At 43.8% G+C, this 15,337-nt stretch carries 1 protein-coding gene; it reads left to right on the top strand.

Annotated elements, in window-relative coordinates; all coding sequences use genetic code 11:
• Nucleotides 1-60: 60 nt before the first annotated feature.
• The gene (locus tag R8389_RS05940) at nucleotides 61-15,171 is read left to right on the top strand and encodes a DUF1542 domain-containing protein (RefSeq protein WP_317637114.1); all 15,111 of its coding nucleotides are present in this window, start codon (nucleotides 61-63) and stop codon (nucleotides 15,169-15,171) included.
• The last annotated feature ends 166 nt before the right edge of the window (nucleotides 15,172-15,337 follow it).

The raw sequence follows: 15,337 nt of genomic DNA, 5'->3' as shown, positions 1-15,337 counted from the left end.
TATTTATAACCAAATGGAATATATTAATTATAATAATATAAAGATGGGAGTAAGAAACTTTTGAATAGATTTAAAATGATTGAAGAAATCAAAAATACTAACTATAAGATGCACAAAAGTAAAAAGGGTTGGCTAGTTAGCTACTCTCTTTTGACTTTTATGCTAGGGGGAGGAGCAGCCCTCTCTCAATCGGCTAGTTCAGTAAGTGCCCAAGAAGTAAAAACGTCTGATACTGATAATCAGAACAATCAAGTTGGAGTTGATAAGTCAGCCCAACAAAAGGTTGACGACCAAGCAGTAAGCGAAGCTAAACAAACTGGGTTAAACACTTTGGAAACGTTGGCTACTAGTACTAAGCAGAAGATCAATGGAGATCGGAACTTAACCAGTGCTACTAAGGCTAAACAGATAAAAGCGGTTGATGCTCTACTTAATGACTCTAAAGCTAAAGTTAATGCGGTGACTGATTTAGCTGGTATTAAGACAGTATTGGACAAGGCTAGTGCTGATATTACAGCTACTTATCAAGCAGGTGTTGATCGAGCTAGTTTGCTAAGAAAAGCAGACAAACCTGCCAAAACTAAGGCAGTTAAAGCTAAGAAAGCCAAAGCCCGTTCTAAAAAGACAGGCTCCAAGACCAAGAAGCTTAAGGCTAAGAAGTCGAAAGCTGCTGCTCAAGGCAGTTTAGCAACTTATTCTGGCCTCAATTCATTTTTGAAATCTGGTTCAGATGACACTGCTTCAAAGAAATCTTCTACTAAGGCTAAAGATTATGGCTCATTGATTGATGCTTCCAAGCCTTCCAACACTTCCGTTAACATTCCCACAGCTGAAATTCCAACAGATGTTTCGGGGAGTAAATTGGCTGATGACTCGGCCGCTAAGCCTAATAATTCAAATGATGCTAATTCAGAGCTTGCGGCTAACCCAAGATCTATTGGAGTTGCTGGTTATGATAGCTCAAAGAGTGTAACGGTTGGCGCTGACCCAGACAGCGAACGTGATGACTTTAACAAGGATGTTGACAAACCAGCAGGAAAAACTCCTACTTCAATGAATATTGCCACTCCTGATCAGATAGTGAATCCAGATATGTATAAGAAAAAAGTAGCAAACGTAAGTGATTTTAATAGTTTAGCAGCGGCCTGGACTGATGCTAGTGTAACCTACATTAATATTACTAGTGACATCAGTTATACGGGGGGAACTATTGGCAACCGTGCTGCTGGGGCCAGTGTAGTTGTTAACGGTAACGGCCATACGATTGATTTGGATAGGCAGACTTTCTCCTATGTCGGTGTGCCATATTCTAACCTGACAACGGTGACGATTACTAACGGAAAATTCCAACAAGGGTTCCCGGGTAATAATGGGAACTCTAGCTCGCTGGTATATTCATCAAATGGTGCAGGGCTTAAAGTAAACATTGATAATGTAACTTTGTCCAGCAGTACGTCTAATGGTTATAACCCAATTCACGTTTTAATGGCTAATGGTTCTAAGATTACCTTCTCAGGCAACAATGTCTTTAACATCTCAAACGAGGTTACACGTGGCGTTGGGATGATTGACTTTGCCAACAATGGGCATGTTACTATGAATAGAACTAGTAACGATATTCGTTATTCTGAATTTTATATGTCATATGTGGCACCGCAGGACAGTGTTGGTTACGGTAATCAGATCACCATGGGTGATGGCTCTTCTAACACCGCCTATACTTATAACGGGACACCAGCTAACTACCCAGCGATGTACAACAACATTAATGGGGTAACCGTTGGTGACAACGTTAAGTGGACGCAGACTGGTTTCCAGTACTTCTTAAACGGAACGCAGGGTGGTAATTCGGTTGCGCAGTATAAGTTTGGACAAAACTTCAACTTGTCGGCCCCTGTTACGACCCAACCTAATGCAATTCGGCTCTATGGAACGCAGCAGGCAGTATTCAATGCAGGCACCACCTTTGATATTAACCAAAGATATAACGATTCGGTAATTCGGGTTAATGACTCGTCCAGTGTTACCTTTATTTCACCCAAGCAGTTGCACCTGGCCATTCAAGATGGTAATGGTAACCCAGTCGCAACTGGTGCAGGGATTATTTCTGGTGCAGGGACAGTTTCCTTAAACAACTCCAACATTAAGACGTGGTTAGGAAATAATTCACAAACCAACAGTACTGCGGGAGACAATACAGCTAAGTTCGCTAGGATGGTGGTTAGAAATGGCCAAGCCACGGTCACGGACTTAAATGGGACCACGGCGGTTTCCAACATTGTTACGCCAACTACACGTGAATTGCAGACGATTGCGATTCCAGTTGGTAAGGTTAATGTGCAATACGTTGACCAGAATGGTAAGAATGTTGGTGGACTAGTAGAAGTTCCGCTCGATAAAGATGCCTACATTGGTCAATACCTGCCCCTGATTACAGAAGATAATGTTGTCAAGAATATGCCTAAGGGCTACATGTGGGCTATTGGTAAGCAAGTATATGCTGGTGCCAAGTCTGATGCTCAAAGTGGTGGAGACCCGACTAACGATAACGATAATGGTGACACATATGGACAGGCGTCGGTTGGACTTACCCCAATGGAAGGTACAACTTATACCTATAAGATTTATGTCTACGGGATTAAGCAGAACGTTACCTACCAATACGTTGATGTTAACCATAAAGATCGGATTCTGACTTCACCGCTATCAGGTCAAACCGGTACAGAAGCAGCTGGTGGTGTGACACCGGCCAACTATGGCAACACGATTGACTGGACAAACAAGTACTATACTGAAGACAATGTGCCAGCTGGTTATCACTACGCAGCTAGTGCCCCTAATCAGGCAAAGACGACGGTCGTATCCGATAATAACCCAACCGTAACGATTTATGTTGAGGGTAATCCGCAAACGATTAATCCAACTTTTGTAGATACTAATGGCAAGCAGGTTGTTCCTAATTCACCATTTGTAATTCAAGGAGCAACGGGGCAAACAATTAAGTTGCCAACAGCGCCAGATGCCAATAACTGGGCCTTAGACCATGTGATAGTGAATGGACAGACGGTGGCAGTAGGTTCAGCCTTTGAATTTGCCAACGGAACAGATGAAATCACCTATGTATACCACCCCTTAGACGTAGAGAAGCAGGCCGCTAATACGGCCATTGATGCCGAAGCGACTAAGGTTAAGGGCGAGATAGATGCGGATCCAACGCTTGATAGTGCAACTAAGGCAAAACAAAAGGGTGATGTGGACAAGGCGGCCACAACTGCCAAAGATAATATCAACAAGGCAGTATTGCCAGCCCAGGTTGATCAGGCTAAGGCAGATGGGATTGCAGCGATTGACGCCGCCCACGTAGCCGGGATTGCGCTTGATCAACAAAAGAAAGATTACAGCAAGCAAATCGATGATGAAGCCACTAAGATTAAGGGTGAAATCGATGCCGATGAAACTTTGGATGATGAAACCAAGGTAAAACAAAAGGGAGACGTTGATAAAGACGCAGCGGATGCCAAGGCAGCCATCAATAGTGCCACTAATATCCAAGCAGTTAAAGACGCAACGGCAGCCGGGATTATTAAGATTGACGGTGACCACATTCCAGGTAGTGTTTCCTTGCCAGATCAAAAGAAGGCAGCGATTGCGGCGATTGATGCGGAAGCCACCAAGGTTAAGGGTGAGATCGATGCCGATACAACCCTAGACGCAGCGGCTAAGGCAAAACAAAAGGGAGACGTTGACAAAGACGCAGCGGATGCGAAGACGGCGATTAATAACGCAACTAACGCTCAACAAGTCAAGAATGCCAAGGAAGCGGGGATCATCAAGATTGATGGTGACCACGTTCCAGGTAACATTTCGCTGCCCGACCGCAAGACGAGTGCGATTGCGGCGATTGATGCCGAAGCTACTAAGGTTAAGGGCGAAATTGATGCGGATGTCACTTTAGACACGGCCACTAAGAACAAGCAAAAGGGCGATGTTGATCGTGATGCGGCAGCTGCTAAGGACAAGATCAACAGTGCAACTACGGCTCAAGGAGTAATCGATGCCAAGGATGAAGGGATCGTCAAGATTGATGGTGACCACGTTCCAGGCAGTATCTCCCTGCCAGTGCAGAAGACGAATGCGATTGCGGCGATTGATGCCGAAGCCACTAAGGTTAAGGCCGAGATTGATGCGGATGTGACCTTAGACACGGCGACTAAGAATGAGCAAAAGGCTAACGTTGATACTGATGCGGCAATTGCCAAAGCAAACATTAACAGCGCCACTAATGCTCAAGGGGTTAACGATGCCAAGGAAGCGGGGATCATCAAGATTGATGGCGACCACATTCCAGGTAGTATCTCCCTGCCAGTACAGAAGACTGACGCGATTGCAGCGATTGATGCCGAGGCCGCTAAGGTTAAGGGTGAAATCGATGCCGATGTCACTTTAGATACGGCCACTAAGAATGAGCAAAAGGCTAATGTGGATAAGGATGCAACCATCGCTAAGAACAACATCACTAATGCCAAGGATGCCCAAGGGGTGAAGGATGCCAAGGAAGCGGGGATTATCGCAATTGATGCGGACCATATTCCAGGCAATGTTTCCCTGCCAGTGCAGAAGGCTGATGCGATCGCGGCGATCGAGAATGAAGCCACTAAGATTAAGGCTGATATCGATGCGGATGTCACGCTTAATAGTAAAGAAAAGGCAGCGCAAAAGGCCAACGTGGACAAGGACGCAGCTGATGCCAAGACAGCGATTAATGCCGCCACTAATGCTCAAGGGGTGAAGGACGCCAAGGATGCTGGGATCATCAAGATTGATGGTGACCACATTCCAGGTAGTGTTTCCCTGCCAGATCAAAAGGATGCCGCGAAGGCAGCGATTGATGCGGAAGCTACCAAGATCAAGAATGAGATTGATGCCGATGAAACCTTAGACACGGCCACTAAGGCTAAGCAAAAGGGTGACGTGGACAAGGATGCGGCTGATGCGAAGGCAGCGATTAATACCGCCAAGGATGCCCAAGGGGTCAAGGATGCTAAGGAAGCCGGCATCATCAAGATTGATGGTGACCACGTTCCGGGCAATATTTCCCTGCCAGATCAAAAGAAAGATGCTATTAAAGCTATTGATGCGGAAGCAACTAAGGTTAAAGCTGAGATTGATGCCGATGTGACTCTGGATGCAGCTACTAAGGCTAAGCAGAAGGACAATGTTGATAATGACGCCGCTGCAGCTAAAGCAAACATTAACAGCGCCACTAATGCCCAAGGGGTAAAAGATGCGAAAGAAGCTGGTATTATTAAGATAGATGGTGATCACATTCCAGGCAGTGTTTCCTTGCCGGATCAAAAGGCCAATGCTCAAGCAGCCATTGACGCCGAAGCTACTAAGATCAAGGCCGAAATTGATGCGGATCCGACCTTAGACACGGCTACTAAGAAGAAGCAGAAGGGTGACGTTGATACTGACGCAACTACTGCCAAAGCTAATATTAGTCAAGCAACTGATGCTCAAGGAGTTAATGATGCTAGAGATGCCGGGATCGCTAAGATTGATAGCGACCACATCCCAGGCAACATGACATTACCTGAGCAAAAAGCGGATGCAATTAAAGCAATTGATAATGAAGCCACCAAGATTAAGGGTGAGATCGATGCCGATCCAACGCTTGACGACGCAACTAAGACCAAGCAAAAGGCTAATGTTGATAAGGATGCCACAGCGGCTAAAAATAATATTAACAGTGCTACTAATGCTCAAGGGGTCAAGGATGCTAAAGATGCTGGTATTATAGCTATTGATGGTGACCACATTCCAGGTAATGTTTCTCTACCAGATCAAAAGAAGGATGCTATTAAGGCAATCGATCAAGAAGCAACCAAGATCAAAGGTGAGATTGATGCGGATCCAACTTTAGATAGTAAAGAAAAGACAGCTCAAAAGGCTAACGTGGACAAGGACGCGGCTGATGCCAAGACAGCAATTAATGCCGCCACTAATGCCCAAGGGGTGAAGGATGCCAAGGAAGCCGGGATCATCAAGATTGATGGTGACCACATTCCAAATAGTGTATCTCTGCCAGATCAAAAGAGAGATGCTGTAGCAGCCATTGATGCGGAAGCCACCAAGATCAAGAATGAAATTGATGCCGACCCAACGCTGGATGCTGCAACCAAGAAAATTCAAAAAGACAATGTTGACACGGATGCGGCTGCTGCCAAGAATAAGATTAACCAGGCAACTACTTCTCAAGCAGTTAAAGATGCTAGAGATGATGGTATTGTCAAGATCGATGGTGATCACATTCCGGGTAATATTTCCTTACCAGATCAGAAGAAGAATGCGATAGCTGCCATTGATGCAGAAGCCACCAAGGTTAAGAATGAGATTGATGCAGATCCAACTCTGGATGATGCAGCCAAAACCACCCAAAAGGGTAATGTCGATAAAGATGCCACTGCTGCTAAAGCTGCAATTAACAATGCAACTGATGCCCAAGGCGTGAAGGATGCCAAGAGTGATGGGATCATCAAGATTGATGGCGATCACATTCCAGGTAGTGTTTCTTTGCCAGATCAAAAGACCAATGCCCAGGCAGCCATTGATGCCGAAGCTGCTAAGATCAAGGCTGAAATTGATGCGGATCCAACTTTGGATAGTAAAGAAAAGACAGCGCAAAAGACTAATGTTGATGTTGATGCCGCCGCTGCTAAAGCTAATATCAGTCATGCGACTAACGCTCAAGGTGTGAAAGACGCCACTACTGCTGGTATTGCCAAGATCGATGGTGATCACATTCCAGGCAATGTTTCACTGCCAGATCAAAAGAAGAATGCACAAGCAGCCATTGATGCCGAAGCTGCTAAGGTTAAGAATGAAATTGATGCGGATCCAACTTTAGATACAGCCGCTAAGAATAAGCAAAAGGGTCAAGTTGATACTGATGCCACGATTGCTAAGAATAACATTATTCAGGCAACCAATGCGCAAGGCGTGAAGGATGCCAAGGATGCCGGAATCATCAAGATTGATGGTGACCATATTCCAGGTAGTGTTTCCCTGCCGGATCAAAAGAAGAATGCCCAAAAGGCAATTGATGATGAAGCAGCCAAGATCAAGGGCGAAATTGATGCGGATTCAACGTTAGATACAGCCGCAAAAACTGCGCAAAAAGGTCAGGTAGATAAGGATGCCGCAGCAGCTAAGGATGCGATTAACAACGCAACTGACGCTCAAGGTGTTAAGGATGCCAAGGATGCTGGGATTATCAAGATTGATGGTGACCACATTCCAGGTAGCATTTCCCTGCCAGATCAAAAGAAGAATGCCCAAAAGGCCATTGATGATGAAGCCACCAAGGTTAAGGGACAAATTGATGCCGATTCAACCTTAGACGCAGCCACTAAAACTAAGCAAAAGGCTAATGTTGATAAGGATGCAGCGGATGCCAAGACGGCAATTAACAATGCTACTGATGCTCAAGGTGTCAAGGATGCAACCGATACTGGAATTGCTAAGATTGATGCGGATTACGTCCCTGGGACTGTGTCACTGCCAGATCAAAAGACTAATGCCCAAAAGGCAATTGATCAAGAAGCGGCCAAGATCAAGGGTGAGATTGATGCAGATCCAACCTTAGATGATGCAGCTAAAACTGCGCAAAAGGGTCAGGTAGATAAGGATGCTGCCGCAGCTAAGGATGCGATTAACAACGCAACTGACGCTCAAGGTGTCAAGGATGCAACCAATACAGGTATTTCGAAGATTGATGCAGATCACATTCCAAACAGTACATCACTGCCAGATCAAAAGACCAATGCGCAAAAGGCCATTGATGCGGAAGCCGCAAAGATTAAGGCTGAAATTGATAATGATTCAACTTTAGATGATGCAACTAAGAAGATTCAAAAGGGTAACGTAGATAAAGATGCTGCCGCTGCCAAGGCTAATATTAGTCAGGCAACCAATGCTCAAGGTGTCAAGGACGCAACTACAGCAGGTATTGCTCAAATTGATGCGGATCACATTCCAGGTAACATCTCATTACCAGATCAAAAGAAGAATGCGCAAGCAGCCATTGATGCGGAAGCAGCTAAGATTAAGTCTGAGATTGATGCGGATTCAACGCTTGATACCACTGCCAAGAATGCGCAAAAGGCTCAGGTTGACAAAGATGCCACTGCCGCTAAGAACAACATCAGCCAGGCAACTGATGCGCAAGGCGTAAAGGATGCCAAGGATGCCGGGATTATCAAGATTGATGGCGACCACATTCCAAATAGCATTTCATTACCTGATCAGAAAAAGAATGCCAAAGCAACAATTGATGCCGAAGCCACTAAGATTAAGGGTGAAATTGACGCAGATTCAACGTTAGATGATGCAACCAAGAAGGTACAGAAAGATAACGTTGATAAAGATGCAGTAGCAGCTAAGACCAAGATTGATCAAGCTGTCGATGCGCAGGCTGTCAAGGATGCTACTGATGCTGGAATTATTAAGATTGATGGCGATCATATTCCAGGTAGTGTTTCTCTGCCAGAACAGAAGAAGAATGCGCAAGCTGCCATTGACGCCGAAGCCAATAAGGTTAAGGCTGAAATCGATGCTGATGTCACTTTAGATAATGCAGCTAAGACTGCTCAAAAAGCTCAGGTTGACAAAGATGCCACAGCCGCTAAGAACAACATTAGCCAGGCAACTGATGCCCAAGGGGTAAGTGACGCTAAAGATGCGGGTATTAATAAGATTGATGCCGATCACATTCCAGGAAGTGTTTCTCTGCCGGACCAGAAGAAGAACGCGCAAGCAGCCATTGATGCCGAAGCAGCTAAGATCAAGGGTGAGATTGAAACTGATCCAACTCTGGATGATGCAGCTAAGACTACTCAAAAAGCTCAGGTTGACAAAGATGCCACAGCCGCTAAGAACAATATTAGCCAAGCAACTGATGCACAAGGCGTAAGTAATGCGAAGGACGCCGGGATTGTCAAGATTGATGGTGACCACGTACCAAATAGCACTTCATTACCAGATCAGAAGAAGAGTGCTCAGGCGATTATCGATCAAGAAGCAGCTAAGATTAAGGCCGAAATTGACGCTGATCCAACTTTAGATACAACAGCTAAGAATGCCCAGAAGACTAACGTTGATGTTGATGCCGCTGCTGCCAAGGCTAACATTAGCCAGGCAACCAATGCTCAAGGCATTAAAGACGCCACTAATGCAGGTATTATCAAGATTGATGGCGATCACGTGCCAGGCAGCACTTCCTTACCTGATCAAAAGAAGGCGGCTCAAGCAACAATTGATGCTGAAGCTACCAAGGTCAAAGGTGAGATTGATGCGGATCCAACCTTAGATAATACAGCCAAAGCAGCCCAGAAAGCGCAAGTCGATAAAGATGCTGCTGCAGCTAAGACTAACATCAACAACGCAACTGATGCTCAAGGAGTTAAAGATGCAACAAATGCTGGTGTAGCTAAGATTGATAGTGACCACGTACCAAACAGTGTTTCCTTACCTGATCAAAAGAAGAGTGCTAAGGCCACGATTGACCAAGAAGCAGCTAAGATTAAGGGTGAGATTGATGCCGATCCAACTCTAGATAGTGCAGCAAAAACAACGCAAAAGGCCAATGTTGATAAGGATGCTGCTGCAGCTAAGGCTAACATTGATCAAGCAGTTGATGCTCAAGGTGTTAAGGATGCCACTGATGCTGGTATTGTCAAAATTGACGGTGACCATGTACCAAACAGCATTTCCTTACCTGACCAAAAGACCAATGCTAAGGCCACGATTGACCAAGAAGCAACTAAGGTCAAAGGTCAAATTGATGCGGATCCAACCTTAGATAATGCAACTAAGGATAAGCAAAAGGCCAACGTTGATACTGAAGCTAAGAAGGCTAAGACTGCTATTGATAATGCAACTAATGCACAAGAAGTGAAGGTTGCAGTTGATAATGGAATAATTGCGATTGACGCTCAATATGTACCAGGTCAAAATGGTAGTTTGGACAGTCAAAAGGCTAAGGCTCAAGCAGCTATTGAACAAGAAGCAGCTAAGATTAAGGCCGAAATTGATGCGGATCCAACTTTAGATAATGCAGCTAAGACCATTCAGAAGGCTAATGTTGATAGAGATGCTACTGCAGCTAAGGCTAACATTACTCAAGCAACTGATGCCCAAGGTGTGAATGATGCTAGGGACGCTGGTGTTATTAAGATTGATAACGACCACGTACCGAACAGTGTTTCCCTGTCAGATCAAAAGAAGAATGCCCAGGCAGCTATTGATGCTGAAGCAGCTAAGATTAAGGCGGCCATTGATGCCGACCCAACCTTAGACAATGTAACTAAGACTGCACAAAAGGGTAATGTTGATGTTGATGCTGCTGCAGCTAAAGTTAACATTAATAATGCAGTTGATGCTCAAGGTATCAAGGACGCAACCAATGCGGGTATTGTTAAGATTGATAACGATCATGTCCCAGGCAGCGTATCATTACCTGATCAAAAGAAGAATGCTCAAAAGGCTATTGATGACGAAGCAACTAAGATTAAATCTGAAATTGATGCCGATGAGACTTTGGATGATGTAACTAAGGCAGCTCAAAAAGCTAACGTTGATAAAGATGCAGCTGCTGCAAAGAATAACATCGATAAAGCAACTGATGCTCAAGGTGTTAAGGATGCAACCAATGCAGGTATCAACAAGATTGATAGTGATCATGTACCAAATGCAACTTCGCTTCCAGATCAGAAGACTAATGCCAAGGCAACGATTGATCGTGAAGCCTCAAAGGTTAAGGCCGAAATTGATGCCGACCCAACCTTAGACACTATAACTAAGGAAGCCCAAAAGGCTCAGGTTGATAAGGATGCCGCTGCAGCCAAGACTAATATTGACCAAGCACTCAATGCTCAAGGTGTCAAAGATGCAACTAATGCTGGAATTGCGAAGATTAATAGCGATCACGTGCCAAATAGTACGTCGTTAGTAGATCAGAAGAAGAATGCTCAAGCTACAATTGATGCTGAAGCAACTAAGATTAAGGCCGAAATTGACGCTGATGAAACTTTAGATGATGCAACTAAGGCAACTCAAAAGGCTCAGGTTGATAAAGATGCAGCCGCAGCTAAAGTTAATATTAGTCAAGCAACTGATGCCCAAGGTGTGAAAGACGCCACTGCAGCTGGTATTGCGAAGATTGATAGTGATCACATTGCAGGTAGCGTTTCACTAGCTGATCAAAAGACTAATGCGCAAAAAGTAATCGAGAACGAAGCAGCTAAGATTAAAGCAGAAATCGACGCTGATCCAACTTTGGAGAATTCTGAAAAGGATGCGCAAAAAGCCCAGGTTGACAAAGATGCCGCTGATGCGAAGAACAAGATTGATCAAGCAATCAATGCTCAAGGCGTGAAGGATGCAACAAGTGCAGGTGTAGCTAAGATTGACAGCGACCATGTACCAAGCAACATTTCAATCCCAGAGCAAAAGAAGAACGCTCAAAAGGCAATTGATGATGAAGCAACTAAGATTAAAGCAGAAATTGATGCTGACGAAACTTTAGATGATGCAACTAAGGCTAAGCAAAAAGCTCAGGTTGATAAAGACGCCGCTGATGCGAAGAACAAGATCGATCAAGCAACCAATATCACTGATATCAAGGAAGCCAAGAATGCTGGAATTGCAAAGGTTGATAGCGATCACGTTCCAAGTAATCTGCCGCTAGCTGACCAAAAGAAGAATGCTCAAAAGGCAATCGATGATGAAGCAGCTAGAGTCAAGGACGCAATTGATGCTGATAAGACTTTGAATGATGCAGCTAAGAGTGAGCAAAAAGCCACTGTTGACAAGGATGCTGCTGCTGCCAAGAGCAAGATTGACCAAGCGCTTAATGCACAAGGTGTCAATGATGCTAAGGCTGCAGGAATCGCTAAGATTAACAGTGATCACTTGACTAATAGCAAGTCATTATCAGATCAAAAGCTTGATGCTAAAGCAACAATTGACGCCGAGGCAGCTAGAATTAAGGCTGAAATTGATTCAGATCCAACTTTGGATGATGCAACTAGGGCTAAGCAAAAGGCTAATGTAAATAAAGAAGCAACCAAGGCTAAGGCTGCAATTGACAATGCAACTAGTGCCCAAGAAATCAAGGTTGAAGTATACAATGGCGTAACAGCTATCGATGCACAACATGTTTCAGGTGAAATGGGTAGCTTAGAAAGTCAAAAAGCCAAGGCTCAAGCGGCAGTCGATGAAGAAGCAGCCAAGATTAAGGCTGAAATTGACGCCGATCCAACTTTAGATAGTGAAACAAAGGCAGCTCAAAAAGCTAACGTTGACAAAGATGCGGATTCTGCTAAGAAGCAGATTGACCAAGCACTTAATGCTCAGAGCGTCAAAGATATTGCCAATGCGGCGCTTGTTGTAATTGATAATGATCACGTGACAAACGGTACATCATTATCAGATCAAAAGAAGAACGCACAACTGGCAATTGATGATGAAGCAGCTAAGGTTAAGGCTAAGATTGATGCTGATCAAGGCTTAGATGATGCTGCTAAGATTGAGCAAAAGGCTAACGTTGATAAAGATGCTGCTGCTGCTAAGGCTAGAATTGATCAAGCAATCAATGCTCAAGGCGTTAAAGAAGCGCTTAATGCTGGAATTGCTAAGATTGATGGCGATTACGTTTCAACTGGAACTTCAATTTCAGATCAAAAATTAGCTGCCCAAGCTAAGATTGAAGCTGAAGCTAAGAAGATTAAGGCTGAAATCGACGCAGACACAACTATTGATCGTGCAACTAAAGATAAGCAAAAGGCTAATGTTGATGATGCTGCTACGAAAGCTAAGACAGCAATTGACAAGGCAACTTCTGCTCAAACAATTAAGGTTGCATTGAATAGTGGAATTGCAGATATTGATGCGCAACATATTCCAAATGGTAACTTAGATAGCCAAAAAGCTATGGCTGTAGCAGAAATTGACCAAGAAGCTGCCAAGACTAAGAAGCAAATCGCTAATGATACTTCAATAGACGATAAGACTAAACTTGCTCAAACTGCTGCTGTAGATAATGAAGCTGCGATTGCAAAAGCAAACATTCAAAATGCTACGGATGCACAAGCAGTTAGTGATGCCCTTACCAACGGAATTACAAACATTGATGCACAATATGTAACAAATCCAATGTCACTGGCAAATCAGAAAGATTATGCTAAGCAATTAATCAATGATGAAGCCGACATTGTGAAGGAAGCCATTAATGCTGACTCTTCATTAGATCAGGCAACTAAGGACAAACAGCTTAAAGCTGTAGATGCGCAAAAGCAAAAGGCTTTAGACAAGATTGATGCAGCATTAGATGCTCAGACTGTTCAAAAAGAATACAATGATGGTATCCTTGCAATTCATGCACAGTATGTAACAAAAGACTTAACTGCTCAAAAACAAGCAGCTAAGGATGCACTTCTGCAAGAAGCTAATACCATTAAGGCAGCAATTGCGAGTGATGTAACTTTAACGGCTACTGCTAAGGCAACTCAAACGGCTAATGTCCAGACTGAATTAGAAAAAGCTCAGAATGCAATTGATCGTGCTAAGACTGCTCAAGATATAAATGATCTTGAGGATGCTGGTATTAAAGCGATTGATGCTCAGTATATTCCAGGTAAACCACTGGATGAACAAAAGGCTGATGCAATTGCCGCAATAGATCAAGCTGCCCAAGCTGCCAAAGACAAAGTTGATAAAGACCAGAGCAAGACAGATGCTGAAAAGCAAAAGGATAAGGATGCGATTGACGCAGCTGCTTCCGCTGCCAAAGACGAAATCAATAAAGGTACCGATGCTGATTCTATCAACCATGCCAAAGATAACGGGATAGCAGCAATTGATAAGATTACTGCTAATAACGGCTCGAATGGCTCTAACGGTTCAGGTTCCAATGGCTCCAACGGTTCGAATGGCTCCAATGGCTCAAATGGCTCGAATGGTTCCAACGGCTCGAATGATTCCAATGGCTCGAATGGCTCGAATGATTCCAATGGATCAAATGGTTCTAACGGTTCGAATGGCTCGAATGATTCCAATGGCTCGAATGGCTCCAACGGTTCGAATGGCTCCAATGGCTCAAATGGCTCGAATGGCTCAAATGGCTCGAATGGCTCCAACGGCTCAAATGGATCGAATGGCTCCAACGGCTCAAATGGATCGAATGGCTCCAACGGCTCCAATAACTCTGGGTCAGGAAACAATGGCGGCTCAGGTAATAATGGCTCGAATGGCTCAAATGGATCGAATGGCTCGAACGGCTCAAATGGCTCGAATGGCTCGAATGGCTCGAATGGCTCCAACGGCTCAAATGGTGATGCCACTAAGCCAGGTAATGCAGTTCAGAAACAGCTTTATCACAATGCATACTTCTATAATAAAGATGGTAAGCGGGCTAACCTGTTAATCGCCCAAAAGGGTTCTTCAGTTGCCACTTATGGAACTGAAAAGATCAATGGCCGTGAATTCTACTTAACTGATAATGGACTCTACATTGCTGTTAATAATACTATTCAGCAGAGACGTGTCTTAATGCACAATTCGTTTGTTTACAACCAAAATGGTAAACGAGTTGGAAAGAAGATACTGAGAAAGACCAGTGAAGTTGACACCTACGGTGATCCAGTGATGATTCATGGTAAGGCTTACTACATTATTAGTAACAATCGCTATGTCAAAGCTAAGAACTTCGGACCAATTTCGATCGAGTCTAATAATGTGTTAGCTGATGGCGTGACTGCAAATGCTGAAATCTTACACAATTCATACGTTTATGACGCTGAAGGGAAACGATTAGGAAACGTAGTTCTTAAAGCCGGCTCTAAGATTACAACTGGAGCAAGCAAAGAAGTTAACGGGCGCAAGCTTATTGCGATTTCTGATGGACAATACGTTGATAGTGAAAATATTACGGGAACTAGTCGTCAGTTAAGAACAAAAGCATATGTTTACAATCAATATGGTAACCGTGCTGGTAGAAAGGCTTTGAAGAAGAACAAGACAATCCAAACTTATGGTAGTGCTGTTACAATTCAGGGTGAAAAGTATTACACAGTTGGTTACAATAAATTTGTTAAACATTCAGCAGTAAAATAAAGGTAAGTTAATTATTCAAAAACAAAATTTCGAATAATAAAACTTGAGTAACAAAAGAAGCTCTCATCTCGTTAAAGATGGGAGCTTTTTTTATTTGCAAAATCAACAGAGAATAAACTGTCCTTATTTTAAAAAACATAGTAATAATATATCTTAGTATAACTTA

Source organism: Lactobacillus xylocopicola (assembly GCF_033096005.1).
In the GTDB taxonomy this organism is placed as follows: Bacteria; Bacillota; Bacilli; order Lactobacillales; family Lactobacillaceae; genus Lactobacillus; species Lactobacillus xylocopicola.
The sequence above is the reverse complement of the archived record's forward strand: the minus strand, read 5'-3'. Positions and strand labels throughout refer to the sequence as shown.